The 24,697-nt window shown below is 73.5% G+C and carries 24 protein-coding genes; 12 read left to right on the forward strand and 12 right to left on the reverse strand.

The genetic code is table 11. The annotated features are described in order from the left end of the window. Positions 1-26: 26 nt before the first annotated feature. The 3 genes from ACN9MS_RS19650 to ACN9MS_RS19660 form a co-directional block, all read right to left on the reverse strand. On the reverse strand, positions 27-722 hold the full coding sequence (locus ACN9MS_RS19650; protein WP_426310060.1) for a DNA alkylation repair protein: 696 nt from the start codon (positions 720-722) through the stop codon (positions 27-29). A 75-nt stretch (positions 723-797) separates the two neighbouring features. Continuing rightward, on the reverse strand, positions 798-1,592 hold the full coding sequence (locus tag ACN9MS_RS19655) for an SDR family NAD(P)-dependent oxidoreductase (protein ID WP_426310061.1): 795 nt from the start codon (positions 1,590-1,592) through the stop codon (positions 798-800). 140 nt (positions 1,593-1,732) lie between these two features. Continuing rightward, on the reverse strand, positions 1,733-2,305 hold the full coding sequence (locus tag ACN9MS_RS19660) for a DUF6993 domain-containing protein (RefSeq protein WP_426310062.1): 573 nt from the start codon (positions 2,303-2,305) through the stop codon (positions 1,733-1,735). Positions 2,306-2,439: 134 nt separating this feature from the next. Between ACN9MS_RS19660 and ACN9MS_RS19665 the strand changes: the two genes are divergently transcribed. Beyond that, positions 2,440-2,922, forward strand: a complete 483-nt coding sequence (locus tag ACN9MS_RS19665; RefSeq protein WP_378230090.1) for a glutathione peroxidase — start codon at positions 2,440-2,442, stop codon at positions 2,920-2,922. Positions 2,923-2,971: 49 nt separating this feature from the next. On the opposite strand, the gene ACN9MS_RS19670 is transcribed toward ACN9MS_RS19665, so the two are convergent. Together ACN9MS_RS19670 and ACN9MS_RS19675 are read right to left on the reverse strand one after the other, a co-directional pair. After that, entirely contained in the window at positions 2,972-3,619 is a 648-nt protein-coding gene (locus tag ACN9MS_RS19670; RefSeq protein WP_426310063.1) for a uridine kinase, read from the reverse strand. A 5-nt stretch (positions 3,620-3,624) separates the two neighbouring features. Further along, on the reverse strand, positions 3,625-4,230 hold the full coding sequence (locus ACN9MS_RS19675) for a TetR/AcrR family transcriptional regulator (RefSeq protein WP_426310064.1): 606 nt from the start codon (positions 4,228-4,230) through the stop codon (positions 3,625-3,627). Between the two features lie 116 nt (positions 4,231-4,346). Between ACN9MS_RS19675 and ACN9MS_RS19680 the strand changes: the two genes are divergently transcribed. The 3 genes from ACN9MS_RS19680 (at position 4,347) to ACN9MS_RS19690 (ending at position 6,991) form a co-directional block, all read left to right on the forward strand. Continuing rightward, positions 4,347-5,210 (forward strand): SDR family NAD(P)-dependent oxidoreductase, encoded by an 864-nt coding sequence (locus ACN9MS_RS19680; RefSeq protein WP_426310065.1) that lies wholly within the window; start codon positions 4,347-4,349, stop codon positions 5,208-5,210. A gap of 65 nt (positions 5,211-5,275) precedes the next feature. After that, the gene (locus tag ACN9MS_RS19685; protein WP_426310066.1) at positions 5,276-6,544 is read left to right on the forward strand and encodes an MFS transporter; all 1,269 of its coding nucleotides are present in this window, start codon (positions 5,276-5,278) and stop codon (positions 6,542-6,544) included. Positions 6,545-6,553: 9 nt separating this feature from the next. Beyond that, entirely contained in the window at positions 6,554-6,991 is a 438-nt protein-coding gene (locus ACN9MS_RS19690) for a VOC family protein (protein WP_426310067.1), read from the forward strand. 27 nt (positions 6,992-7,018) lie between these two features. Here the strand turns inward: ACN9MS_RS19690 and ACN9MS_RS19695 are convergent, their stop codons facing one another. Continuing rightward, positions 7,019-7,699: a FadR/GntR family transcriptional regulator gene (locus tag ACN9MS_RS19695; protein ID WP_426310068.1), complete on the reverse strand. Its 681-nt coding sequence runs from the start codon at positions 7,697-7,699 to the stop codon at positions 7,019-7,021. Between the two features lie 3 nt (positions 7,700-7,702). Between ACN9MS_RS19695 and ACN9MS_RS19700 the strand changes: the two genes are divergently transcribed. Beyond that, on the forward strand, positions 7,703-8,998 hold the full coding sequence (locus ACN9MS_RS19700) for a CynX/NimT family MFS transporter (protein ID WP_426310069.1): 1,296 nt from the start codon (positions 7,703-7,705) through the stop codon (positions 8,996-8,998). A 197-nt stretch (positions 8,999-9,195) separates the two neighbouring features. On the opposite strand, the gene ACN9MS_RS19705 is transcribed toward ACN9MS_RS19700, so the two are convergent. Then, positions 9,196-12,588: a CARDB domain-containing protein gene (locus ACN9MS_RS19705; protein WP_426310070.1), complete on the reverse strand. Its 3,393-nt coding sequence runs from the start codon at positions 12,586-12,588 to the stop codon at positions 9,196-9,198. 410 nt (positions 12,589-12,998) lie between these two features. Between ACN9MS_RS19705 and lepB the strand changes: the two genes are divergently transcribed. Continuing rightward, positions 12,999-13,652, forward strand: coding sequence for a signal peptidase I (lepB, locus tag ACN9MS_RS19710; protein ID WP_426310071.1), 654 nt, complete (start codon positions 12,999-13,001; stop codon positions 13,650-13,652). Here lepB and ACN9MS_RS19715 read toward each other — a convergent pair. Further along, positions 13,574-14,182 (reverse strand): TetR/AcrR family transcriptional regulator, encoded by a 609-nt coding sequence (locus tag ACN9MS_RS19715; RefSeq protein WP_426310072.1) that lies wholly within the window; start codon positions 14,180-14,182, stop codon positions 13,574-13,576. The two genes, lepB and ACN9MS_RS19715, sit on opposite strands and share 79 nt — an antisense overlap. Before the next feature lie 129 nt (positions 14,183-14,311). On the opposite strand from ACN9MS_RS19715, the gene ACN9MS_RS19720 reads away from it, so the two are divergent. Further along, on the forward strand, positions 14,312-15,841 hold the full coding sequence (locus tag ACN9MS_RS19720; protein ID WP_426310073.1) for a serine hydrolase domain-containing protein: 1,530 nt from the start codon (positions 14,312-14,314) through the stop codon (positions 15,839-15,841). 51 nt (positions 15,842-15,892) lie between these two features. Continuing rightward, positions 15,893-17,062: a serine hydrolase domain-containing protein gene (locus ACN9MS_RS19725; RefSeq protein ID WP_426310074.1), complete on the forward strand. Its 1,170-nt coding sequence runs from the start codon at positions 15,893-15,895 to the stop codon at positions 17,060-17,062. A 138-nt stretch (positions 17,063-17,200) separates the two neighbouring features. On the opposite strand, the gene ACN9MS_RS19730 is transcribed toward ACN9MS_RS19725, so the two are convergent. Beyond that, positions 17,201-18,406, reverse strand: a complete 1,206-nt coding sequence (locus tag ACN9MS_RS19730) for an SLC13 family permease (protein WP_426310075.1) — start codon at positions 18,404-18,406, stop codon at positions 17,201-17,203. A gap of 65 nt (positions 18,407-18,471) precedes the next feature. Between ACN9MS_RS19730 and ACN9MS_RS19735 the strand changes: the two genes are divergently transcribed. Then, the gene (locus ACN9MS_RS19735; RefSeq protein WP_426310076.1) at positions 18,472-19,488 is read left to right on the forward strand and encodes an FUSC family protein; all 1,017 of its coding nucleotides are present in this window, start codon (positions 18,472-18,474) and stop codon (positions 19,486-19,488) included. Here the strand turns inward: ACN9MS_RS19735 and ACN9MS_RS19740 are convergent. Both ACN9MS_RS19740 and ACN9MS_RS19745 read right to left on the reverse strand, forming a co-directional pair. Then, positions 19,467-20,195, reverse strand: a complete 729-nt coding sequence (locus ACN9MS_RS19740) for a cation transporter (RefSeq protein WP_426310077.1) — start codon at positions 20,193-20,195, stop codon at positions 19,467-19,469. The two genes, ACN9MS_RS19735 and ACN9MS_RS19740, sit on opposite strands and share 22 nt — an antisense overlap. Further along, positions 20,192-20,527 (reverse strand): ArsR/SmtB family transcription factor, encoded by a 336-nt coding sequence (locus ACN9MS_RS19745; protein ID WP_047230949.1) that lies wholly within the window; start codon positions 20,525-20,527, stop codon positions 20,192-20,194. The genes ACN9MS_RS19740 and ACN9MS_RS19745 overlap by 4 nt, the downstream gene beginning before the upstream one ends. Positions 20,528-20,715: 188 nt before the next feature. Here ACN9MS_RS19745 and ACN9MS_RS19750 point away from each other — a divergent pair, with 188 nt between their 5' ends. The 3 genes from ACN9MS_RS19750 to ACN9MS_RS19760 all read left to right on the forward strand — a co-directional run bounded on the left by ACN9MS_RS19750 (position 20,716) and on the right by ACN9MS_RS19760 (position 23,976). After that, entirely contained in the window at positions 20,716-21,129 is a 414-nt protein-coding gene (locus ACN9MS_RS19750; protein WP_426310078.1) for an ArsR/SmtB family transcription factor, read from the forward strand. Next, positions 21,126-22,151, forward strand: a complete 1,026-nt coding sequence (locus ACN9MS_RS19755) for a cation diffusion facilitator family transporter (protein WP_426310079.1) — start codon at positions 21,126-21,128, stop codon at positions 22,149-22,151. The genes ACN9MS_RS19750 and ACN9MS_RS19755 overlap by 4 nt, the downstream gene beginning before the upstream one ends. Positions 22,152-22,326: 175 nt before the next feature. Further along, positions 22,327-23,976, forward strand: a complete 1,650-nt coding sequence (locus tag ACN9MS_RS19760) for an ATP-dependent DNA ligase (protein WP_426310080.1) — start codon at positions 22,327-22,329, stop codon at positions 23,974-23,976. Between the two features lie 5 nt (positions 23,977-23,981). Here the strand turns inward: ACN9MS_RS19760 and ACN9MS_RS19765 are convergent, their stop codons facing one another. After that, on the reverse strand, positions 23,982-24,611 hold the full coding sequence (locus tag ACN9MS_RS19765; RefSeq protein WP_426310081.1) for a hypothetical protein: 630 nt from the start codon (positions 24,609-24,611) through the stop codon (positions 23,982-23,984). Positions 24,612-24,697 lie beyond the last annotated feature (86 nt).

Below are 24,697 nucleotides of genomic sequence, written 5' to 3' on the forward strand. Positions count from 1 at the left end.
CGTCGCTCCCCGCTCGTCCGCGCCCGTCAGCGCGCGAGCCACTCCTTGCGCTCCGCGGGCGGCAGCTTCTCCACCGCGGCGCGCAGCACGTCGCGCGGCATGGTCGCGGCGTGGTCCTCGAGGAACGCGCGCAGCCGCTCGGGCTCGACGTCGCCCGCGTGGCGCAGCATCCAGCCCACGCCCTTCTGCACGTAGGGCTCAGGGTCGTCGACGAGGACCTCGGAGAGCCGGAACGTGTCGTCGACCTGACCGCGGCGCAGGAAGGCGGCCGTCGCGACGATCGCCGAGCGACGCCGCGGCCAGTCGGGGGCGCGTGCGAGGTCGTCGAGGACGTCGCGCGGCCGGTCGACGAGCCACGACCCGAGCACCTGGTACGCGGTGAGGTCCACGAGGTCCCACGTGTCGATCCGGTCGTGGCGGCGCAGGAAGAGCTCGACGAGCTCCGCGTGCCGTTCGACGGTCACGCGCCGCGCGGTCGCCGCCTTGCCCATGATCGAGCAGCCGCCGGCTCGCACCTCGTGCACCCGGTCCTCGAGCAGCAGCTCGATCTGGTCGACCGGGAGGTCGAGCGCGCTCTTCGCGAGCGTGAAGACGTCGCCCATGCGCACCCCGGCGAGCGTGTCGTCGCCGGGGAAGTACCGCGTGTAGGCGCGGCGCTGGGCCGCGGTCGCGCGCGCGAGCAGGTCGGCGCGGAAGTCGGTCGCCGTCGTGTACGGCGGCATCGTCCTCCTCCTCTCGTGCGGGCGGTGGCCCGCGATCCCGTGGTCCGCGCCGCGGCGCGCCCGTGGTCCGTGCGCTCAGCGCGGCGCCATGCGGATCGCGCCGTCGAGGCGGATCACCTCGCCGTTGAGCATCGGGTTCTCGACAATCGCGCGCACCAGGTGCGCGTACTCCTCCGGGCGGCCGAGCCGGCTCGGGTGCGGCACCTGCGCGCCGAGCGACTCCTGCGCCGCCTCGGGCAGCGACGCCATCATCGGGGTGCGGAAGATGCCCGGCGCGATGGTCATGACCCGGATCCGGTGCTGCGCGAGGTCGCGCGCGAGCGGCAGCGTGAGGCCGGCGACGCCCGCCTTGGAGGCCGCGTAGGCGGCCTGCCCGACCTGCCCGTCGAACGCCGCGACCGACGCGGTCTGCACGACGACGCCGCGCTCCTCCCCGGCAGGGTCCTCACCGTCAGACCCGCTGGGCCCCAGCGGGTCGAGCGCGAGCATGCGCTCGGCCGCGAGCCGGACGACGTTGAACGTCCCCACGAGGTTGACGTCCACGACCCGCCGGAACGCGTCGAGGGCGTGCACCCCGGACTTGCCGAGCACGCGCTGCGCAAGCACGACCCCGGCGCAGCTCACGACGACGCGCGCCCCGCCGAGGGCGTCCGCCGCGTCGAGCGCCCGCGCGACGTCGGCCTCGCTCGTCACGTCCGTGGGGACGAACCGCGCCGCGTCGCCCAGCGCACCGGCGACCGCGACGCCGTCGGACGACGCGAGGTCCGCGAGGACCACCCGCGCCCCCGCCGCGACCAGGCCCTCCGCCGTCGCGCGCCCGAGGCCCGAGGCCCCTCCTGTCACCAGGGCGACCGTGCCCTCGATCCGCATCTCTCACCCTCCGTCACCTGCGGGGGCTCCGTCGCCCGCCCCGTTGACCGTACCCAGGTCGACCCGCAGGTCGCGAGATCGACCCACCGAAGGTCGATCTCGGACGCTCGGGCCGATCTCGCGTCGGCACCTGCGGGACGTCAGTGCGACGGCATCTCCAGGCACCCGCCGTCGGCGATCGGCCCCCCGGCCTCGAGCGTGACGGCGTCGGGCGTGACCGCCCCGTACACGCAGCCGCCGGGCACCCCGACGCCCACGCCGACGACCGGGACGAGATCACCGCTCGCGTTCTGGTCTGAGACCTGCACGTGCTCGTAGCCCGCCGCGACGAGCGTGTCCCAGACCTCGTCACCCGTGACGGCGGACCCGTCGGCGAGCGGCTCGAGAGCGGTCTGGACCGCAGGCACGGAGAGCGCCGCCTCGGCGTGGTCCTCGGGCGTGCCCATCCGCTGCCGGTATGCCTCGTTGGACGCGTCGAGCCCGGACTCCTGCCCGACGGCGGCCGTGTCCTCGTCCTGCGCCGTCGCCGTGACCTCGGTGGCCGAGGAGTCGTACGAGTCCGCCCACTGCTGCATCGCGTACGACATGAAGAGGAAGTACCCCACGACTCCCACGAACGCGAAGATCGCGATCCCCACGACCACGCCGACGACCGCGCGCCCGAGGCGCGAGGTGCCGTCTGAGCCGAGGTCGTCCGGGTCCGGGGTGGCCATGAGGCGAGTCTTGCGGGCGGGGTGCTCCGCGGCGACCGCGGGCGCGACCTCGACCCCGGATCTTCACATCTCGGGCGTCGTCGGGTGCAGGATGGGAGGCGAACAACACCGTCCGACCGTCAGGAGAGTCCCGCATGAGCCTGTACGACATCCCGTTCGACGCCATGGACGGGACGACGCACACCCTGCGCGAGCACGCGGACGACGTCGTGCTCGTCGTGAACGTCGCCTCGCGGTGCGGCCTCGCGCCGCAGTACGCGACGCTCGAGGCGATGCAGGAGAAGTATCGCGACCGCGGGTTCACGGTCATCGGGTTCCCGAGCAACCAGTTCCTCCAGGAGCTCGGCACGAACGAGGCGATCCAGGAGTTCTGCTCGCTCACGTACGGCGTGACGTTCCCCGTGGTCGACCGTGTGCGCGTCAACGGACGCCACGCCCACCCGCTCTACCAGGAGCTGAAGAAGGCCGAGGACGCCGAGGGCAAGGCCGGCCGGGTCACGTGGAACTTCGAGAAGTTCGTCGTCGTGCCCGGCGGCGAGGTGCACCGCTTCCGCCCCCGCACCCTGCCCGACGACCCGGCGATCGTCGACCTCGTCGAGACGCACCTGCCCCGCTGAGCGCACCACCCGACTGCGGGTGTCAGCGCGCGATGCCCGAGGACGCGCGTCAGCGCACGACGAGCGCCGGGTGCCGCGCGTCGTCGACCCGCGCGACGACGTCGGCCACCTCCGCGGGCCGCACGTCCCGCTCGTAGCGCGCGTACGCGTCGAGCGTCCAGGTGTCCTCGGGCGCGGTGCGGCGCGCGAGCGTCGGCGCGCGCAGCGCCAGGTGGACGGAGAGGTCGACGGAGAGCCCGTGGCCGAGGGACAGCGCGCCGTCGAGCACGACGACGAGCCCCGGCTCCGCGGCGACGTACGCCGCGCGCGTGGACCGGCTCGTCGCGGGGTCGCGCAGGCTCGGCACGTAGCGCCCGGGCCCGCCCGGGCCGACGGCGTCGAGCACCTCGCGGTTGAGGCCCGCCACGTCGATCCACGCGTCGAGCAGCGCGTCCGGGTCCTCCCGGCCGTGCTCGAGCCGCAGCGACGCGGGACGCCAGAAGTCCTGCACACGCACCCGCGCGACCGGTCGGCCGGCAGCCCGCAGGGGTGCGACCAGCAGGTCCGCGAGCGCCTCGGGCCGTGTGGACGGGTGGCCGTCGACGAGGAGCCGCACCGCGCCGTCAGGCCCCGTCGCCTGGTCGCCGCGCCGGAACCCGAGGACGAGGTCCACGACACGGTCCACGAGGACGCCCCCGGTCACCGGTTCGACGCGCACGGCCGTCAGGAGGCCTCGGCGCGCCGCAGCATCCCGCGGAGCGCGATGTCGAGCAGCGCGTCGACGTACTCGTCGGTCAGGGGACCGCTGCGCTGGAGCCACCGGTTCAGCACGGGACCCCAGATGATGTCGGCCGCGACGTCGAGGTCGAGGTCGTCGGCCAGCTCCCCGGCCTCCTGCGCGCTGCGCAACCTTGCCCGCTTGGCCTCGCGGAGCGGGGCGTCGAGGCGCTCGTGGTACGCCGCGGCCAGCGACTCGTCGTGCGCCACCTCGGTGGCCAGCGCGCGCATCGGCTCGGCGAGGCGGGGGTCGTTCAGCTCGGCGACGGTCGCCCGGAGCACGAGGGTGAGGTCGGCCCGGAGGTCTCCGGTGTCGGGGAGCTGCGGCGCCTCGCCCTCCCCCGCCTCGCTGAGGAGGAGGAACGCGTCGAAGAGGACGGCGGCCTTCGAGGGCCACCAGCGGTAGATCGTCTGCTTGCCGACGCCGGCGCGCGTCGCGATGCCCTCGATGCTCAGGCGCGCGTAGGGCACCTCCTGGAGGAGGTCGAGCGTGGCCGTGAGGACGGCGCGGCGTGAGCTCTCGTTGCGGCGTGCGGGGTCGGGGGTCGACATGCGCTCAGCCTAGTCCGGCCCGAGACGAGACGTTGCGTATTGCCAAACGCGCGGACGTGTCCTACGGTCGACCTCTCAACGAGACGCAACGTCTCGTCTCATCAGAGGAGCATCCCGTGCGCCACACCTCCCCCTCTCCCCGCACGTGGTTCATCACCGGCGCGAGCCGCGGCCTGGGGCACGCGCTCGCCGTCGCCGCGCTCGAGCGCGGCGACCGGGTGGTCGCCGCGGCGCGGACCGCGAGCGCCGACGCGTTCGACGCCCGGCACCACGACCGCGTCCTCGCGCTGGCCCTGGACGTCACCGACAAGAGCGCGGTCGACGCCGCGGCGGCGACCGCGGTCGACCGCTTCGGCCACCTCGACGTCGTCGTGAACAACGCCGGCACCCTGTCCATGGGCATGGTCGAGGAGTTCACCGAGACCGAGGCCCGCGCCCAGCTCGAGGTCAACTTCTTCGGCGCCCTGTGGGTCAGCCAGGCGGTGCTGCCGCACCTGCGGGCGCAGGGCTCGGGGCACCTGCTCCAGGTCTCGAGCATCGCCGCGCTCGGCGGCTTCCCGAGCACGGGGCTGTACAGCGCGAGCAAGTTCGCGCTCGAGGGCATGAGCGAGGCCCTCGCGGCGGAGGCCGCGTCGTTCGGCGTGAAGGTCACCGTCGTGCAGCCCGGCGGCTACTGGACCGACCTGTACACGAGCATGGCCTCGACCACCCCCGCCGAGCCGTACGCGCCCCTGCGCGCCGAGCTCGAGCGCCAGTGGGCCGACGGGTCCGTGGACAGCGACCCGCGGCTCGCCGCCGAGGCGATGCTCACGCTCGTCGACAGCGACGACCCGCCGCTGCGCCTGCTCCTGGGCAGCATGGTCTACGACGTCGCGCAGCACGTCACGGCCCGGCGCCTCGAGACCTGGGCCGCGTGGGAGCACGTCAGCCGCGCCGCCGAGCAGGCCGTGGCTCAGCCCGCGGCGGCGCCGTCCTCCTAGGGTGGGAGCATGCTGCGCGCTGTCGCCCTCGACCACCCCGCTCCCCTGCAGGCCGAGACGGACGCATGACCGCCCCCTTCCGGCCCGGCACGGTCCGCGAGGCGATGGGCGGCATCGTCGCCCTCGGCCTCGCGACGTTCGTCGCCATCACGACCGAGCTCGTGCCCGTCGGGCTGCTGCCGCTGCTCAGCGCGGACCTCGACGTCACGGAGTCCGTCGCGGGGCTGCTCGTCACGGCGTACGCGGTCATGGTCGCGGCGCTCGCCGTGCCGCTGACGCTCGGCACGGCGCGCCTCCCGCGCAAGGGCCTGCTGCTGACGACGCTCGGGCTCTACACGGTGAGCAACGTGCTCGTCGCCGTCGCGCCGACGTTCGCCGTCGTCGCGGCGGCGCGAGCCCTGGGCGGCGCGTCGCACGCGGTGTTCTTCTCGGTGAGCATCGGGTACGCGACCCGGCTCGTGCTGCCGCACCTCACCGGCCGCGCGCTCTCGCTCGTCACCGCGGGCGCGGCCGTCGGGTTCGTGCTCGGCGTCCCGCTGACGACGACGCTCGGCACCGCGATCGGCTGGCGTCCCGCGTTCGGCGTCCTCGCGGGCGCGTGCGCGCTGGCCACCGTGCTCATCGCGTTCCTGCTGCCGCCCGTGCCCGGGGGCGGCGCTCCGCCGTCGGACGCGTCGAGCGCGAGCCGGCGCTCCGCGCTCGCGGTGGCGACGACCACCAACTCCCTCGCGTATCTGGGCCAGTACACCGTCTACACCTTCGTGTCGCTCTTGCTGCTGGGCGCGGGCCTCCAGGAGTCGGCGCTCGGCCCGGCGCTCCTCGTGCTCGGGGCGCTCGGGCTCGTCGGGACGGCGTTCGCCGCCGCGCGCCTCGACCACCGGCCGCGCCGGACGACGGTCGTGACGCTCGTCGCGGTCGTGGCCGGCATGCTCGCCGTGGGGCTGGCGTTCCCCGGGACCGTCGGGGTGCTCGTCGCCATCGGGGTGTGGAGCGCGGGGTTCGGCGCCGTCGCGCCGGTGTTCCAGGCGGCGGCGATCCGCGCGCACGGGGCGTCACCCGATCTCACGGGCGCGCTCGTCAACGCGACGTCGAACGTCGGCATCGGCGGGGGCGCCGCGCTCGGCGCGCTCGTCCTCGCGCGCTCCGGGCTCGACGTCGTCCCGTTCGTCGGGGCGGGGATCGTCGCCGTCGCGCTCGTCGTGGTCCTCGTCGCGCGACGCACGTTCCCTGCGGCGCCGACCGCACCGGCGCCGACCACGCCGGTGGCGGACGCACCGGTGACGGATGCGTCAGGGCCGGAAATGCCCTCCGGCCAGGAGGACCCGCACGCCTAGGGTGGCGGGATGACGACGACGGTCAGGCAGGTCCAGGTCACGTTCGACTGCGCGCAGCCGGAGCGCGTCGCCCGGTTCTGGTGCGAGGTGCTGGGCTACGTCCCGCCGTCGCCACCGGACGGCTTCGCGACGTGGGACGACGCGAACGCCGCGCTCGCGCCGGAGCAGCGCGACACCTGGTTCGCGTGCAGCGACCCCGGCGGGGTCGGGCCGCGCCTGTACTTCCAGCGGGTCCCCGAGGGCAAGGTCGTGAAGAACCGGGTGCACCTCGACGTACGCGTCGGTACCGGGCTCGTCGGGGCCGAGCGCCTCGCCACGCTCGAGGCCGAGCGCGACCGGCTCGTCGCCCTCGGTGCGACGTGCGTGCGCGTGATGGTCGCGGACGAGGAGAACGAGTCGTGCATCGTCATGCAGGACGTCGAGGGCAACGAGTTCTGCCTGGACTGAGCGCGGGTTCGGCGGCAGCGCCGCGGCTCAGCGCAGGAACGGGTCCATGATGGCGGCCACCGCCGCGGCGGCGCGGGCGGCGTCCGCGTCGGCGATCGCCTCGACCAGCTCGTGGTGGTGCCGGTGCGCCGCGTCCTCGTCCTGGTTCTCCTCGTCGCGCATGTGGACGGCGAACACGTCGAGCATGCTCGAGTACAGCGTGACGTACAGGGGGTTGTGCGTCGCCTCCACGATCGCGCGGTGCAGGTCGAGGTCCGCGCTCGCGCGCGCGTCGGGGTCGTCGGTCGACCACGCCGCCTCCCGCAGGTCGCGCAGCTCGCGCAGCAGCACGACGTCGGCGTCCGTGCGGCTCGCGGCGGCGAGCGACGCCGCGGTGCTGTCGAGCGCGAGGCGCAGCTCCAGGTAGTGGCGGCGGGTCCCGCCGGCGAGCTGGCGCTCGAGGGTGCCGGTCAGCTCGGAGCGGGAGATGACGAACGTGCCGCGCCCCTGCTCGCGGCGCAGCAGGCCCGCGTGCACCAGCGACTGGAGCGCCTCGCGGACCGTGTTCCGCCCGATGCCGAACTCGGCCACCAGGGCGGCCTCGGTCGGGATGCGCTCGCCGACCGCCCAGCGCCCGGAGACCACCTCGTCGCGGAAACGTGCCGCCGCCTGGTCGATGAGGCCTACTCGACGCAGGGGCTCACGCGTGTCAGACTGCTCCAGATTCATCCCATGATCCTATCGTCGGTCGACATTGCAGCGGAGTTCCACGTGGCGACACTCTCCCCTACCCGCGTCCCCGCAGGGCGTGCACGCCTCACCCTGTGGGCCGGGCTCGCCGTCGCGCTGACGGCGATCAACCTCCGGACGGCCGTCACGGGGTTCACCCCGCTGCTGGAGATCATCGGCGCCGACCTCGGCTACGGCGTGGCCGTGGCCGGGCTGCTCGGCACCGTCCCCGCGGTGTCGTTCGGTCTCTTCGGGTTCCTCGCCCCGGTGGTGACGCGCAGGTTCGGGCTCGAGCGCACCGCCACGGTGGCGCTGGGGCTGACGGCCCTGTCGCTCGTGCTGCGCGCCGTCTCCCCGTCGACCGGCTGGCTCGTGGCGTCGACCGTGCTGGCCCTCGCCGGGATCGGGGCGGCGAACGTCGTGATCGTCCCCCTGGTGAAGGCCTGGTTCCCCGACCGCATCGCCCTGTGGACGTCGCTCTACCTGATCCTCATGCAGACGGGGCAGTTCGTCGCCCCGCTCCTGGCGGTCCCGGTCGCCGAGGCGACGACCTGGCGGTTCTCGATCGGCATCTGGGCCGGACCCGCGGCGCTGGCCGCCGTCGTCTGGCTCGTCCTGGCGGCCCGCCTGCCCGCCGACCACCACGCGCCGGCCGCGACCGCCGCGTCCGGGGCGAGGCCGCGGATCGGACGGTCGTCGACCGTGTGGGGACTGGTGGTCCTGTTCGCGGCGATCTCGCTGTCGAACTACGGGATCATCACCTGGGTCCCGGCCGTCCTCACCGACGCGGGCGGGAGCGCCGCGCTCGGCGGCACCATGGTCGCCCTCTACTCCGCCTGGGGCATTGTCGCCGCGCTGGTCGTGCCGCACCTCGCCACGCGGCTGGCGAACCCGTTCGTCGTGGTCGTCGTGTGCGCCGTCGTGCTCGTGACCGGATACCTCGGCCTGCTCCTGTCCCCGCTCGACGGCACCGTGCTCTGGATGTGCGCGCTCGGCATCGGGGTGAGCACGTTCCCCCTGTGCATGACCCTCATCAACCGGCGGACCCGGACGCCGCAGTCCGCGTCGGCCGTCTCGGGCTTCGTCCAGGGCCTCGGGTACGCGCTCGCGTGCTTCGGCCCGATCGGCCTGGGCCTGCTGCGCGAGGCGACCGGGTCGTGGTCCGTCCCGCTCCTGGTGCTCGCCGCCACCGCCGTTCCCGGGGTGGTCGGCGGCTGGTTCGCCTGCCGCCCGCGCTACGTGGAGGACACCGTGCCCCCGGCCCCGGAGCCCGTCGCCGACCAGCTGCCGCCGCGCTGATCTCGCCGCGGCGAGCCCGGTCGCCACATCATCCGGCACCTGGCGACCCCGGTGTGACCGTGGCTGATGACCAGACCCGACGGCCCGCCGTCGAGCACGACGTTCTCGCCCTCGAGAACGACCTGGGGGCCGTTATCCGGCGGATAACGACCCCCACGTCGTGCTCGGCACCGCGAGGGTGATCCGGAGTGGGCCCCTTACTGGCCCGTGAACGTGAACTGCGAGCCGGGCTCCTTCGCGACGTCGCCGTCGCGCGAGTTCGTGACGGTCACGTTCGACAGGATCGCGTTGCCGCGGGCGCCGCCCATCGCGAGGATGCCGGAGCCGTTGTTGGACTGGTCGATCCGCACGTTCGTGATCTTCACGTCCGGCATGTTCCCGCCGCCGTTCTTGAACTGGATGCCGTCGTACGTGGAGTCGACGATGTCCGTGTCGCGGATGGTGACGCCGACGATGTCGTGCGTCTGCGGGAAGATCGTGATCGCGCCGAACTCCTGGTCCTCGTTCCAGAACGCCCCGCCGGTGCGGTAGAGGCCGTTGTTGGCGATGAGCGTCGTCCCCGAGAACGGCAGGGGGTCGTGGTCGGTCGCCAGCATGATGCCGGGGTAGTTCATGGTGTCGTAGACGAGGTTGTTCTCGATCGAGTTGTCGTACCCGCCGTAGATGGCGATGCCGTTGGCACGCCACGGGAGCTGGACGGTGTTGTTGCGGAACGTGTTGGAGTGCCCGATGTCGACGGCCCGGTCCTTGACGTACGGGTTGGCCCAGACGGCGAGCGCGTCGTCGCCGGTGTTGCGGAACGTCGAGTTCACCACCGTCGAGTTGCGCGTCCCGTTGCTGAAGTTGATGCCGTCCGCGTAGGTGTTGCGGATCCGCATGCCGGAGAAGACCAGCCCGTCACCCGGGTTCCACAGCTCCGGGATGTTGGAGTAGTCGCGCCCGACCCACACGCCGACGTTCGCGTGCTCGATCCACACGTTGGTGATCTTCGTGTTCTTGCCGAAGCGGCCGTTGAGCCCGACGCCGCCCTCCTCCTGGCCGTTGTTGCCGCGGATCGTGCCGGAGCCGAAGATCGCGAGGTCGGAGATCTGGGTGTTGTCGTCGACGTCGAACCCGAAGTTGCCCTCGTGCGGGTGGTTGATGACGCCCGGGGCGAGGTGCGGCGGGATGAGGCTGTAGAGCTGCGAGTGCCACATGCCCGCGCCGCGGATCGTCACGTCGCTGATGCCCACCTGGTTATGCATGCCGCGGTTGAGCGGGTCGTCGGTGAGGATCTTCTTCTCCTGGCGCCACTGCCCCGCCGGGATCCAGACGCAGTCGATGTCGCCGTTCTGGTTCGCGGTCACGGCAGCCTGGATGGCGGTCGTGTCCTCGAGCCCGTCGTTCGGTACCGCGCCGTACTCGGTGATCGACGTGCACTGCGCGGGCTTGGCCAGCGGCGGGGCGACCTGCTCGAGCTCGACGAGGTCGATGACGTAGAACGCGGCGTCGTCGCCCGCGTCGCGCTGGAGCTTGAACACCGTGCCCGCGGGGAACGACCGGCCGAGCAGCGCGTGCGACTCGTCGAAGAGCCGGCGTGCGTCGCCGCCCGGCGTGTTGACCAGGCCCTCGGGCTGGTCGGTCGTGCCGTAGAGCCAGGCGTGCTTCGACGACAGCGTCAGCTTCTGCACGAACTGGCCGTCCGCGTAGAGGCTGATCGTCTTCTCCTGGCCCCCGCCGCCGGGGGCGTCGGGGATCGAGCTCCGCACGACGATCGAGTTCGTCGGGTTGGTGGACGTGAACTGGACGTACTGGCCCGTGCTGGTCAGGCGCACGGACTCACGGCCCGACGACTCGGTCGCGAAGTTCGTGTGGCCGAACGTGCGCAGCGCGTCGGTCTGGAGCAGCGTGCCCGTGTGCTGGCCGTCCTCCGCCTCGTACGTCGTGTACGGGACGGCGGCGCCGCGCCCGACGGTCACGGCGAGCGTGCCGGTGTTGTTGCCCTCGTTCGTCTCGGCGACCACGCCCGTGGCGTCGGCCGTCGCGGTCACGGTGGCCCCGCCGTTGGTGGCGGTCCACGAGCCGCTCGGCGTGACGGTGACGGTCGCGCCCGCGGGGACGGCCGGCGTCGTGCCGCTGAGCGTGGTGGACCCGGCGACGACGCGCGTCACCGACCCGGCCGCGACAGGCTGGTTGCCGCGGTTGCGGACCTGCACCGAGAACGTCACGGCCGTGCCGACGGCGGGGTTGGCCGGGTTCGAGGAGACCGAGACGACCTCGAGGTCCGGACCGGGCGCCTCGCCCACGACGAGCTTCGCCGTCGCCGTGAACGCGTTGTCGGTCTCGTTCTGCTCGACGACGGTGTTCGCCGGGTCGACGACCGCACCCACCGTGTACTCGCCCGCGGGCCGGGTGCCCGCCGCGACCTGGACCTGCGCGCTCGCGCCGGGCTGGAGCGCGGCGACGGCGGCCGAGCCCGCGGTCGAACCGCCGAGCTTCCCGTCGAGCGTCGTGGCCGACGACGCACGGTCGCCCGTGTTCTTCACCGTCGCCGTGAGCGTCACGGGGGTGGTCGCCGTGGGCGACGCCGGGGACGCGGTCACCGCGGTGACGGTGAGGTTGGGGTTCGGCGCCGGGGCGCCGTAGACCTCGAGCTCGGCGACCTGGCCGTTGCCCGCGCCGGTGTTGCCCGTGAACCGCAGGCGCACGTCGGTGGCGGTGCCGGTCACGGGGACGTCGACGAGGTTGCCGCTGCCCGGCGCGAACGCGTAGCCGGCAGACGCCTTGAGCTCCTGCCAGGCGCCCGTGCCGGTGCGCCCCCACACGGAGAACGTCTGCGTGCGCGGGCCCCACGCGGCGTCGGGGTTGAGCCGGACGCGCACGCTGCTGAGCTGCGTGGGCGCGGCGAGCGCGACGTCGAGCGTCGACGGGTACTGCCCGCCCGCGCCCTCCCAGTAGGTGGTCGCGCTGCCGTCGACCGCGTTGCCGGCGACGAACTGCCACTCCGTCGACGACGCCGTGGCGGGACGGCTCTTCGCGTAGTTGGTGCCGGTCGGGTCCGTCGGCCCGGTCGGGTCCGTCGGGTCGGTGCCGCCCGTGGGCGTACCCCACACCTGGAGCTCGGACACCTGGCCGTTGCCTGCGCCCGTGTTGACCGTGAAGGCGAGGCGCACCTCGTCGACCTCGGCGTCGAGGGGGATCTCGACCTTGTTGCCGCTCGCGGGGTCGAACCCGTACGCCGCCGACGCCTTGAGCGTCCGGAACGACGTCTCGCCGTCGGACCGACCGAGCACGCTGAACGTCTGCGTGCGTGACGACCACACGGACGGCGGGGGCAGCGTGACGACGACGCGGTCGACGTCGGCCTCCGCCCCGAGGTCGACGGTGAGGTGCGACGGGTACTGCCCTCCCGCGCCCTCCCAGTAGGAGCCGGCGTTCCCGTCGTTGGCGTTGCCCGCGACGTAGGTCTGCGTCACCGACGACGCGGCGATCGGCTTGCCGAGCGCCAGGTTGGCGGCGTCCGCGGCGTGCGCCACGGCGACGACGCCCAGCGGCGCGACGAGCGCCACCGCGGCGCCCGCCACGACCGTGTGCTTCCAGGGGGTTCTCATGAACGTCCTCGTTCTCCCGCCAGGGCGGGCTCGTCCACCCGCGGGCAACGGTGCCCGACGGCGCGCGCGGCAGTGCTGGTGCCGCGCCCACCGTCGCGGGTGGGTCGGGTCAGGGCTGGTTCAGGGTCGGCACCGGGATCGACCCGAGGTCGAGACCGGTCGGCCCGGGGTGCCACGAACGACCCGTCAGGGATGGTCACCGGTCGGACCCGTGGCGGCATTCGAGAGTTGCAGCGTGTGCACTGCTTTGTGCTGGGCTTCTGTCAACTTCTTGCGTGGTGCAGTACGGACGTTACGAGACGGACATCCGGGGCGTCAAGGGTGCGCACCGACGTGGCAGGTGAGGCCCGTGCTCGACGACGCCACGCTGCGCGATCCGCTCCCTGGTTCGACCCTCGACACGGAGACCGATGCCTGTCCGGCGTCGGGCGCCGGCGACGACGCCGCGCCGACCGGGCTCCGCCCACGTCTGTCGCTGCTGCGCGAGATCGCGATCATCGTGGTCAGCGCCGCAGGACACCGGCGAGCACCTCATCAAGCGGGTGATCGGCACGCCGGGAGACCACGTGGTCTGCTGCGACGCGGAAGGTCGCGTGAGCGTCAACGGGGTGTCGATCGACGAGACCTACATCAAGCCCGGCTCGATCCCCAGCCGGGACCCGTTCGACCGGACCGTGCCCGAGGACATGCTGTTCGTCATGGGCGACAACCGGCAGAACTCGGCGGACTCGCGCTACAGCACGGGCAAGCCCGGCGGCGGGTTTCGTGCGGATGCGCAACGTCGTCGGGACGGCGTTCGACAAGGTCTGGCCGCCCACCCGGGCCTGCTGCGCAACCCCAGCGGTCCTCGCCGTTCTCGCTCGACGACGGCGTGGAGATCGTGGCTTCTGGTGAGGGAGAGACGGGTGGTGCGATGGCCCGTCAGGCCGTCCGACCGCGAGGGTCGTCCTGCGATCAGGCCCCAACACGATGACGAGCGGGCACGTCAAGCCGACCGAGCGACCGATCGCAGGACGTGCTCGACGAGCGTCCGCAGCTCGTCGACGGTGTGCAGCTCCCCTTGATGGAGCAGGAGCCGGTAGTAGAGCGGCGCGTAGAGCAACTCGATGATCAGTTCGGGGTCGGCCCCCTGGTCGATCTGCTTCGTGTCGCGGGCCGTGACCAGACGGTGGCGCGCCTCGTCGACGCGCGGGCGGAAGAGGTCGTCGACGAGGCCCCGCGCGAGCTGAGGATCGTGTTGCGTGTCGGCGATGAGCCCGACGAGAGCCCGGCCGAAGCGTCGGTCGGACAACAACCCGCGGACCAGGCCCTCCATCTGCGTGACCAGGTCTTCACGCAGGTCCCCGCTGTCAGGAAAGTCGGCGGCAGGGTTCGCCGCGTCGTCCAGGGCCTCGAGCACGACTGCCCCCTTGGAGGGCCACCACCGGTAGATGGTCTTCTTGCTGGCCCCCGCCCGGGCCGCGATCGCCTCGACCGTGACGGGGCCGTACCCGTGCTCTGCGCACAGGTCCAGGCTCGCCGTGAGGATGGCGCGGCGGCTCGTCTCGCTCCGCCGTCGATGTGGGGCCTGCGCCGGTGCGCTCTGCTCGGGCATGCCTCCGATCCTAGAGGAAACGACACGGGGCGTGTTGACAGCCTCGTGCGACGGGAGCAGACTCTGGCAACGGAAACGACTCGTGTCGTTTCGCAACAGATGACGTCCTGCCTGTCCCGCAAGGAGCCGATGATGACGAACCATGGCCAGGTGCCGCGCGCTCCTCAGGCCGATGCGGCCGAGCACGACCGACCGGCCACGGGCCGCGCGTCACGGGAGATCGCCCACCTCCTGCCACGGTCGGCGCCCAGTGCCGCAGGCGTGTCGTCCCGGGCGGTGACGGCGCTGCTGGATCGGCTCGAGGCTGACGGGGTCGAGTGCCACTCGGTCATGGTCGTGCGCCACGGCCACGTCGTCGCCGAGGGCTGGTGGTCGCCCTTCTCGGCCGAACGCCCGCACCTGCTCTACTCGCTGACGAAGTCGTTCACCGCGATCGCCGTGGGGCTCGCGGTCGCGGACGGCCTGCTCTCGCTCGACGACCGGGTGGTCGACGTCCTGCCCGACCACGTCCCGGCAGACATATCTGACCAGGGGCGGCGCCTGACGGCACACCACCTGCTGTCGATGACCACCGGGCACGACGGGGACAGTCTCGGCGAGGCGTGGCAGCTGGAACCGGACGACCTGACCAAGGGCTTCCTGCGGGTGCCGTTCACCGACGCCGCAGGAACGCGGCACGCCTACGACAACGGCTCCACCTACGTGCTGGCCCGGATGGTCGAACGGGTCACCGGTCGAGGCCTTCCGGAGCTGCTCGACGAGCGACTCTTCGGCCCGTTGGGCGTCGACCACGCCGAGTGGGACCGGGTGGCGAGCGGGGCTGCCTTCGGCTTCCACGGTTTGCACCTCACGACCGAGGCCGTCGCGGCGTTCGGGGAGCTGCTGCTGCGACGCGGCCGGTGGGGCGGCGAGCAGCTCGTCCCCGGCAAGTGGGTGGACCTCGCCACCAGCAGGCACGTCGAGACGCACCGGGTCGAGGGTTGGTCGGACAACCTCGACACCCTGCAGGGCTACGGCTACCAGTTCTGGATGTCACGCCACGGGTATCGAGGCGAGGGTTCCTTCGGCCAGGTGTGCCTGGTCGTCCCGGCGCACGATCTCGTGGTCGTCGCGACGAGCGCCCTCGCCCACGGTGGCGAGACTCTGCTCGAACCCGTCTGGGAGCTCCTGCTTCCCGGCCTGGACCACTCCGACGACCCTGACGACGACGACGAGCTCGCAGTGCGCCTGCGGCGCCTCGCCATTCCGTGTCCGCAGGGCACCGCCGAACGCCGCAGGTCCGTGACCGCCTGGCTCGACACCTCCCCCCCGGGCTCGGCCCTGCCCGACGGCACCACCGTGATCGTCGAACCCACGGACGAGGGGTGGCTCCTGCGGCTCGGGACGACAGCGCCCGACGTCCTGATCGACGTCGAGGTCGGTCACGGCGCGTGGCGGGAGAGCTCACCGCTCGGCCGTCCGGTCGTCGCTGCGGGCGCGTGGCAGCGCGACGCGTTCGTCGCCGACCTGTTCGTGATCACCACACCGCACCGTGTCCGTCTGGCTGTCGACGCATGCACCGGGACAGCGACCGCGACGTGGAACCTCGTCCCCCTCACCGGCCCCGACCTGGCGCTGCACCTACGGTCCCCGCTCATGACGCGACCCGATGTGGCGTAGCGGGCCGCACCGCAGTCCCCACCCACCCCTCACCACTGGAGGAGCATCACCATGACGAACCCGACGAACCAGAACCTCGCGCCGAACGACATCGACGAGAGCCGCACCGCGCACGACAGGCCCGCCCTGAGACGCGCGCTCCAGGACATCGTCGACTCCGGGTTCACCGGCATCCAGCTACGGGTCAACGACCACCGTGGCGAGTGGGTCGGCAGCGCCGGGACGAGCGTGCTGGGCGAGCCAGCCACGCCGTCGACCGACGGGCACATCCGGATCGGCAGCAACACCAAGACCTTCGTCGCAGCGACTGCGCTCGGGCTGGTCGCCGACGGCGTGCTCGCGCTCGACGAGCCCGCCGCCGCCTACCTGCCCGACCTCCCGATCGACTCACGCATCACGGTGCGGATGCTGCTGCAGCACACCAGCGGGATCTTCAACTTCACCGGGGAGATCTACGCCGCAGACGCGGACGTCGAGGGGATCCCGTGGAACGGCGCGACGCTGGTGCCCGGGATCCCGTGGCAAGGCAAGCAGTGGGTGGACGCACGATTCACGCACTACACGACCGAGGAGCTCGCATGGTTGGCGCTGTCCAGGCCGGCCCGGTTCGAGCCCGGCACGGACTGGAGCTACTCCAACACCAACTACGTCCTGGTCCGCCTCATCATCGAGCAGGTGACCGGCCGCACGCTCGCCGAGGAGATGCACCGGCTCGTCCTGTCGCCGCTCGGCCTGACGCAGACGCAGGTCCCGGGCACTGCGTCGATCCCCGAGCCTCATGCCCACGCCTACTACCGGTACGAGGACGACGGCCAAGGCACGACGGTCGACGTCACCCTCCAGGACCCGTCGTGGATCTCCAGCGGGGGCGACATGATCTCCACCACCCAGGACCTCCACCTCTTCCTCTCGGGCCTGACGAGCGGCCGGCTCCTGCCCGCACCGCTGCTCGCCGAGATGCTGACGCCGCACCCGGCGGCCGGGTACGGGCTCGGCGTCTTCGTCCAGGACACCGGCCACGGCACCGTCATCACCCACAACGGCGGCATCGCCGGTCACGGCGCGCTCATGTACTCCACTCCCGACGGCGCCACGACCCTCACCGCGGGAATCAACTACGTGGACGACGCCGCGATGTCGCTGAGCGCAGCGTTCCAGACCGCCTTGCAGCGACTGGTCGACGAGGTCTTCGGCGACCTGCCGGGGACGTTGGCCGACTAGGATCGCCGAGGCGCCGGCTACCAGGCTCGAGCACACCACCACACGACCTCGCCGTTCGCCGTCGGCCAGGCCGCTGACGTGCGCGACGAGGGTGCTCGTGTCGCCGTCGCCGTATCCCGCGGACCGGCCACGAGACATCTAGCCGAACGCGACGACCGCGACCCCCGCCGCCACCGCCAGGGGTGCGAGCACGAGGCCTTGCCGGACCACGTGCCACGCCGGTGGAGGGCCGTGCTCGAACGCGTGGCGCCGGTACTGCTGCCACCACAGCACGGTCGCGAGCGATGCCCACGGCGTGATCAGCGGCCCGGCGTTCACCGCGACGAGCAGCGTCGCGAGCCGGTCGACGCTCTCCCCCGCCGCCGGCAGGAGCGCGAGGAACGCGGGCAGGTTGTTCACGAGGTTCGCCGCGCCGACGCCGGTCGCTGCGAGCTGCGCGAGGTCGCCCGGTCCGGCGCCTGTGCCCGCGACGGTGGCGAGGAGGTCGCCAAGCCCGTGCGCGTGCCAGGTCTCCACCAGCACGAACAGCGCCGCGACGACGAGCGCCGACCGCCACGGCAGCATCTCCCGGACGGGGACCAGGGGGCGCACGCGCCGCGACCACGTCGCGAGCGCGAGCACCGCGGCGCCCGCGAGCGCCGTCGGCGCGACCGGCAGCTCGAGCGCGAACGCGACCGCGAGGAGCCCGACGACCGAAGCCGTGAGCCGCAGGAGCAGCCGGTCGGGCGGCGTCGGTCCGGCGCCCGCGAGCGTGAAGCGCCCGCGCAGGTCCCGGCCGTGCAGCACCAGGAGCACGAGGACCGTCACGGCCAGGACCGCGAGCGCGGGCGCCCACATCACCCCGACGTACCCCGTGCCGAACCGGTGCGCCGCGAGGAGATTCGTGAGGTTCGAGACCGGCAGGAGCAGCGACGCCGTGTTGGCGAGCGCGAGGACCGTGAGCGCGAGCGGCAGGGGCCGCGTGCCCGTGCGGCGCGCGAGGGCGAGCACGACCGGCGTGACGAGCACCGCTGTCGTGTCGAGCGAGAGCACGATGGTGCTCGCCGTCGCGAGGAGGACGACGAGTCCCCACAGGACGAGCCGCCGTCCCCGGGCGAGCCGCGCCGCCCGGGCCGCGACGGCGTCGAACAGGCCGGCGCCCGCGCACAGCTCGGCGATGACCGTGATCGCGAGGAGGAAGACCAGCACCGGGCCGGTGCGCACGAGCAGGTCGCGTGCGTCGGGGGCCGGGAGCAGCCCCGTCGCGGGCAGGGCCACGACGACGACCGCCGCGACGAGCCACAGCGGCAGGCGGCGCCGTCGGGGGCGGGGTCCCGCGGCATCGGCGGAGGGTTCGGTCGTCACGGCGGTCAGGGTACGGCCGGAGCGCGCCCCAGGCGCCCCGGTCCGCCGTCGGGTAGAAAGCGAACATGACCCCGCAGCCGCCGCCCGTCGCGTGGTCGTGGTCCCGTGTGCTCCTGGGCCTCGCGTACGTGGCGCCCGCGGCGGCCGTGGCGCTGACGCTCGACCCGGCCCGTGGGCTCGTCGTCGCCGTGGGCGTGCTCCCCGCCGCGGCGCTGCCGCTCCGGGGGCCGCGGCGGCGGCGCGCGCTCGTCGTCCTCGTCGGCGCGGTCGCCGGCGTCTCGCTCCTGCTCGGCTCCCTCGTGGGCGGGACGCCGCCGCTCGCCGTCCTCACGATCCTGGCGCTGTGCGTCGCCGTCGCGACGGCGACGGCCGTCCCCGAGCGGCGCCTCGCTCCCCTGGCTCTGGGCCTCGGCGTCCCGCTCGTGGGGGCGGGGCTCTCGCTCGACGGGCCCGCGGTCGGAGCGGAGGCCGCGGCGCTGCTGGTCGGCGGGTCGGTGTACGCGTGGCTCGTGTCGCTTGCCTGGCCGGTGACCCCGGCGCCGCCGCGAGCCCACCGCCCACCGCCCTCACCCGGCACGGCGGCGCTCTACGGGCTCCAGGTCGGGTTCGCGGGCGCGACGGCGGCCGCCCTGGGGTTCGCCGCCGGGATCGACCACCCGGGCTGGGCCCCGACGGCGGCCCTGCTCGTGAGCCGCCCGCGCTGGGACGCCCTGCGCAACCGGGGTGTCGGGCGGGCGGTGGCCGTCCTCGCGGGGGCGCTGCTCGCGTGCGCGGTCGCGGCGACGGCGCCGCCGCCCGTCGTGCTCGCCGCGGTCGCCGTCGTCGCGATCGGGGGCGCGGCCGCCACGGCCGGGAGCCGATGGTACGTGCTCCCCTTCTTCTCGACCCTGCTCGTCCTGTCCCTGCTCCTCGTGCACGACGACGCGCCGTCGACCCACTGGTTCGTCGAGCGCGTGGGCGAGACCCTCGTCGGTGTCGGGCTCGCGATCAGCGCGGCCTGGCTGGTGCCGAGGGTCGCGGCCCGGATCGTCGCGAGGTCGGCGGCGCGGTCAGGGGCGCGTCAGCAGCAGTCGCACGACTGATCTGCGCGCCCGGCGGGCCGTGCCGGGCGCACCTCGTGGGGCTCGTGCGTGTCCTGCGGTACCGCGACGGGTACGCAGCACGCGTCCCCGCGCCACGCCTCCACGCCCTCCTTGACGGCGACGGCCGCGATGACGAGCGCGGCGAGCGGGTCAGCCCAGGACCACCCGAGCGTCGCGTTGAGCACGAGCCCGACCAGCAGCACCGCGGACAGGTACGTGCACAGGAGCGTCTGCCTCGAGTCCGCGACGGCGGACGCCGACCCGAGCTCGCGGCCGGTCCGGCGCTCGAACCACGACAGGAACGGCATGACGGCGAGGCTCACCGCCGCGAGCCAGATACCCACGGCGGAGTGCTCAGGCTCCGCGGCGCCGAGCAGCGACCGGACGGCGTCCACGGAGACGAAGACGGCGAGGCCGAAGAACGACACCGCGATGAGGCGCATCGCGACCCGCTCGCGCCGGTGCGGGTCGGGCGCGGCGAACTGCCAGGCCACCGCGGCGGCGGACAGGACCTCGACGACCGAGTCGAGCCCGAACCCGACGAGCGCGGCCGACGAGGCGACGCGGCCCGCGGTGATCGCGACGGCCGCCTCGACGACGTTCCAGGTGATCGTCGCCGCGACGACCCACCGGACCCTCCGCTCGAGGACCGCACGGCGCGCGGCGGACAGGGCGGCAGGTGTGGGACCGATCGAGACGGACGTCATGAGCAGGTGCACCCGTCGGGGCCGCAGCACGTGGGGTCGACCTGGACGACGAGCCGCAGCAGGTCGTCGAGGGCGGGGGCCAGGTGAGGGTCCGCGAGGCGGTACCAGGTGCGACGGCCGTCGGGGATCGCCTCCACCAGCCCGCACCCGCGCAGGCACGCGAGCTGGTTCGACATGACCTGGCGCGAGACGCCGAGCGCATCGGCGAGGTCGGACGGGTAGGCGGGCGCCTCCCGCAGCGCGAGGAGGACGCGCGTGCGCGTCTCGTCCGACAGGGCGTGCCCCAGCCGCGCGAGCGCCGCGGTGTGGGTGAGCGTGACCGTCTCGACCATGCGCTCGACAGTACATGAAAGCGTGTATTCAGGGAATGATGTATCGATGCGCAGCGCGGGACCCGCCGAACCCGGGGTTGTCGCCCGTCAGGTCGCCGAACCCAGGCCTGTCGCCGGGTTCGCGGCGTAGATGAGCCACAACCCCGGGTTCGGCACCATGTCGCGGCGCGCTCCGTTAGTATCTGCGTATGCGTGAAGATACGAAGGCTTGCACGTTCGGGGTGGACAGCCAGTACGTCGAGCTCGCGGCGGAGGTGTTCTCGCTGCTCGCGGACGCGACGCGGGTCCGGATCGTCCTCGCCCTGCGGGACACCGAGCTGCCGGTCAACGCGCTCGCGGAGACCGTCGGCAAGTCCCCGACGGCGGTGTCGCAGCACCTCGCCAAGCTGCGGTGGGGACGCATCGTCCGCGCCCGCCAGGAGGGCAACCGCGTCTTCTACTCGCTCGTCGACGAGCACGCGCGCACTCTCGTGACCCAGGCCGTCTTCCAGGCCCAGCACGCCGTCGACGAGCATCCCGCACACCACGCCGACGACGCGCACGTGCTCGACGGGTCCTCCCCCACCCCCGGGGCCGTCGCGGACGCCGAGGTGCAGCGGTGAGCACGACCCGACCGGCCGCGGTCGGTCACGACCACGACCACGACCACGACCACGACCACGACCACGACCACGACCATCGTCACCCGACCGCGCTGCGCGGCTGGCTGCACGAGGTGTTCGTGCCGCACTCGCACGACGCGGCCGACTCCATCGACGACGAGCTCGTCGCGAGCGGCCAGGGCATCCGGGCGGTCAAGGTGTCCCTCGTGGTGCTGGGCGCGACGGCGCTCGCGCAGCTCGGCATCGTCGCGGTCAGCGGGTCCGTGGCCCTGCTCGCGGACACCGTGCACAACCTCTCCGACGCGCTCACGGCCGTGCCGCTGTGGATCGCGTTCGTGCTCGGCCGTCGTGCCGCGACGCGGCGGTACACCCACGGCTACGGCCGTGCCGAGGACCTCGCGGGGCTGTTCATCGTCGCGATGATCGCCCTCTCGGCTGTCGTGGCGGGCGTCGAGTCGGTGCGGCGCCTCGCGGATCCCCAGCCTGTGGACAATCTCGGTTGGGTGATCGCGGCGGGCGTCGTCGGCTTCGCGGGCAACGAGGCGGTCGCCGTGTACCGGATCCGCGTCGGGCGCCGCATCGGCTCGGCCGCGCTCGTCGCGGACGGCGTGCACGCGCGCACCGACGGGTTCACCTCGCTCGCGGTCGTGCTCGGTGCGCTCGGCGTCCTCGCGGGCCTCCCCCTCGCGGACCCGCTCGTCGGGCTGCTCATCACCGTCGCGATCCTCGTGCTCCTGTGGGGTACCGCGCGCGACGTCGGGCGCCGGCTCCTCGACGGCGTCGACCCGGAGCTCACGGACCGCGCGCGCCATGCGCTCGACGGCGTGGACGGGCTCGAGGGTGTGGACGACGTCCGGCTGCGCTGGTCGGGACACCGCCTGGCCGTCCAGGCGCGCGTCCTCCTGCCACCCGACACGCCGGTCGCCGCCGCCGACCAGGTCTCGGCCGCGGCCGACAGGGCGCTGCGCCGCGCACTGCCGTCGGTCGGGACGGTCGACGTCGCGGTGGCACCCGACCGCTGACCGGCCGCCCCGCCACGGCTCCCCGCTGCCGAACCCGGGGCACCCTGGGCCCCGGGCTCTCCCGGGTCGGCGAACCCGGGGTTGCTCCCCACGCGACGCGATCGTGGGGAGAGAGCCCGGGTTCGGCACCGGAGGGAGCGCGGGCGGGCGTGGGTGGTCGGCGTGAGGATGGAGCATGCTGCTCGCCGAGGTCGCCGCCACGTCCGACGCCGTCGCCGCCACGCGCTCGCGCCTCGCCAAGCGCGCGGCCATCGCGGACCTCCTGCGCCGCGTCGCCGACGACGCCGCCCCTGCCGGCGCCTCGGACGACGCCCACGAGGACGCCCGCGACGAGGTCGAGATCGCCGTCGCGTACCTCGCGGGCGAGCTGCGCCAGCGCCGCACGGGACTCGGGTGGCGCTCGCTGCGCGACCTGCCCACCCCGGCCGAGGAACCGACCCTCACGCTGACGGTCGTCGACGCCGCGTTCGCCCGCATGGCCGACCTCTCCGGTCCGGGCTCCGCGACGGCCCGCCAGGCCGAGGCCGGCGCGCTGTTCGGTGCCGCGACGGCGCGCGAGCAGGCGCTCCTCGCGGGGCTCGTCTCGGGCGAGCTGCGGCAGGGCGCGCTCGACTCCGTGGTGGTCGACGCCGTCGCCGAGGCCGCCGGGGTCCCCGCCGACGCGGTGCGCCGCGCGGTCATGCTCGCCGGAGCGACGGGACCGGTCGCGCGCGCCGCGCTCACGGCCAGGAACCCCGAGGCCGCGACCGAGGCCCTCGCGACGTTCCGGCTCACGGTCGGCCGCCCGGTGCGGCCGATGCTCGCGCAGTCCGCGCCCGACGTCGGCGCCGCGCTCGAGAAGCTGGGCGCCGGTCCGGGGACGGACAGCGACGACGACGCAGGGGAACACCCGCCGTCGGGCACCGCCGTGGCCGTGGACGTGAAGCTCGACGGGATCCGCATCCAGGTGCACCGCGACGGCGACGACGTGCGCGTGTTCACCCGCTCGCTCGACGACATCACCGAGCGCGTCCCCGAGATCGTCGCCGCGGCGCGGGCCCTGCCCGCCCGGGCGCTCGTGCTCGACGGCGAGGCGCTCGCCGTCGGGCCCGACGGCGTCCCGCGCCCGTTCCAGGAGACCGCCGCCCGCTCCGCGACCCAGGGCGAGCGGAGCGCCGTCGAAGAGGCCGAGCTCGCGGCGTCGCTCGAGCTGTCGCCGTTCTTCTTCGACGTGCTCCACGTCGACGGGCGCGACCTTCTCGACGAGCCGCTGCGCGACCGGCTCGCGGTGCTCGACGACGTGGCGGGCCCCCACGCCGTGCGGCGCCTCGTCACCGACGACCCCGACGCCGCCACCGCGTTCTTCGAGGGCGCCGTGGCCGAGGGCCAGGAGGGCGTCGTCGTGAAGTCGCTCGACACCCCCTACGCGGCCGGCCGGCGCGGCTCGGGCTGGGTCAAGGTGAAGCCCCGGCACACGCTCGACCTCGTCGTGCTGGCGGTCGAGCAGGGCTCGGGTCGCCGCCGCGGGTGGCTCTCGAACATCTGGCTCGGCGCGCGCGACCCGGACGGCGGGTTCGTCATGCTCGGCAAGACGTTCAAGGGTATGACGGACGAGATGCTGGAGTGGCAGACACGCCGCTTCCGGGAGCTGGAGACCTCCGACGACGGGTACGTCGTGCACGTGCGGCCCGAGCAGGTCGTCGAGATCGCGTTCGACGGCCTCCAGCGGTCGACCCGCTATCCCGGCGGCCTCGCGCTCCGGTTCGCGCGTGTGCTCCGGTACCGCGACGACAAGACCGCCGCCGAGGCCGACACGATCGACGCGGTGCGCGCGCTCGCGCAGTAGCGACGTCAGAGTGGCATGTCGGTCGGCTCTGGATCGACGGACCGGACCGTGCCGTCCGCTGCGACGACGGCGCGTCGCCCGCTCCAGTCGTCACGGACGACGACGTCCCCTGATGCCACCGTGACGGTGAACGGTTGACGGCCGCCGTACAGGGGCACAAGGCCCAGGGCCAGCTTTCCGACCTCCGCCAGGTGCCGCTGTTCCGGCGTGAGGACGCCCCAGGAGAGTCTCTCTCGCAGCCACGCCGGTTGCTGGTCGACCTCGCGCGGATACTGCTCCAGGTCCCGCACGAAGCTCTTCGGCTCGACCGGAGGGACGAAGTACGGCTCGGTGTCGAAGTCGTACGACGCGTCGACCTCGCCATCGGCGCGGACCGTCAGCGAGATCGTGAACCAGGCGCCCAGGTCGGCCGATGCGGTGACGGCCCGCAGCTCGGCGAGCGCCTCCGCGAACGCCTGGGAGGTCGGCTTCTGCGCCGGGGCCGGTGGCCATCCTCCGACGAGCGATGCATGCGCCTGCGTCCGGTCGGCCACGACGAACGCCTGGTACGACAGCTCGTCCCAGGGCGCGGTCTGCACCGCCGCCAGCTCCCGCGCCAGCACCGTCACCAGACGCCTCTGCTCCTCGACCGCCATCGCACGCCTCCCGTCCCGGTCCCTGGACCGGGACCGACCTCCGGGAATTCTCCCGCACCCCGCCAGGGCACCCGGAGACGAGCGCG

Source organism: Cellulosimicrobium sp. E-16, from assembly GCF_049913115.1.
Taxonomy (GTDB): domain Bacteria; phylum Actinomycetota; class Actinomycetes; order Actinomycetales; family Cellulomonadaceae; genus Cellulosimicrobium.

Coding starts and splice junctions, on each gene's coding strand:
- ACN9MS_RS19650 (WP_426310060.1), bottom strand. CDS start 722: ATGCCGCCGTACACGACGGCGACCGACTTCCGCGCCGACCTGCTCGCG.
- ACN9MS_RS19655 (WP_426310061.1), bottom strand. CDS start 1,592: ATGCGGATCGAGGGCACGGTCGCCCTGGTGACAGGAGGGGCCTCGGGC.
- ACN9MS_RS19660 (WP_426310062.1), bottom strand. CDS start 2,305: ATGGCCACCCCGGACCCGGACGACCTCGGCTCAGACGGCACCTCGCGC.
- ACN9MS_RS19665 (WP_378230090.1), top strand. CDS start 2,440: ATGAGCCTGTACGACATCCCGTTCGACGCCATGGACGGGACGACGCAC.
- ACN9MS_RS19675 (WP_426310064.1), bottom strand. CDS start 4,230: ATGTCGACCCCCGACCCCGCACGCCGCAACGAGAGCTCACGCCGCGCC.
- ACN9MS_RS19685 (WP_426310066.1), top strand. CDS start 5,276: ATGACCGCCCCCTTCCGGCCCGGCACGGTCCGCGAGGCGATGGGCGGC.
- ACN9MS_RS19690 (WP_426310067.1), top strand. CDS start 6,554: ATGACGACGACGGTCAGGCAGGTCCAGGTCACGTTCGACTGCGCGCAG.
- ACN9MS_RS19695 (WP_426310068.1), bottom strand. CDS start 7,699: ATGAATCTGGAGCAGTCTGACACGCGTGAGCCCCTGCGTCGAGTAGGC.
- ACN9MS_RS19700 (WP_426310069.1), top strand. CDS start 7,703: ATGATCCTATCGTCGGTCGACATTGCAGCGGAGTTCCACGTGGCGACA.
- ACN9MS_RS19705 (WP_426310070.1), bottom strand. CDS start 12,588: ATGAGAACCCCCTGGAAGCACACGGTCGTGGCGGGCGCCGCGGTGGCG.
- lepB (WP_426310071.1), top strand. CDS start 12,999: ATGCCTGTCCGGCGTCGGGCGCCGGCGACGACGCCGCGCCGACCGGGC.
- ACN9MS_RS19715 (WP_426310072.1), bottom strand. CDS start 14,182: ATGCCCGAGCAGAGCGCACCGGCGCAGGCCCCACATCGACGGCGGAGC.
- ACN9MS_RS19720 (WP_426310073.1), top strand. CDS start 14,312: ATGATGACGAACCATGGCCAGGTGCCGCGCGCTCCTCAGGCCGATGCG.
- ACN9MS_RS19725 (WP_426310074.1), top strand. CDS start 15,893: ATGACGAACCCGACGAACCAGAACCTCGCGCCGAACGACATCGACGAG.
- ACN9MS_RS19735 (WP_426310076.1), top strand. CDS start 18,472: ATGACCCCGCAGCCGCCGCCCGTCGCGTGGTCGTGGTCCCGTGTGCTC.
- ACN9MS_RS19740 (WP_426310077.1), bottom strand. CDS start 20,195: ATGACGTCCGTCTCGATCGGTCCCACACCTGCCGCCCTGTCCGCCGCG.
- ACN9MS_RS19745 (WP_047230949.1), bottom strand. CDS start 20,527: ATGGTCGAGACGGTCACGCTCACCCACACCGCGGCGCTCGCGCGGCTG.
- ACN9MS_RS19750 (WP_426310078.1), top strand. CDS start 20,716: ATGCGTGAAGATACGAAGGCTTGCACGTTCGGGGTGGACAGCCAGTAC.
- ACN9MS_RS19760 (WP_426310080.1), top strand. CDS start 22,327: ATGCTGCTCGCCGAGGTCGCCGCCACGTCCGACGCCGTCGCCGCCACG.
- ACN9MS_RS19765 (WP_426310081.1), bottom strand. CDS start 24,611: ATGGCGGTCGAGGAGCAGAGGCGTCTGGTGACGGTGCTGGCGCGGGAG.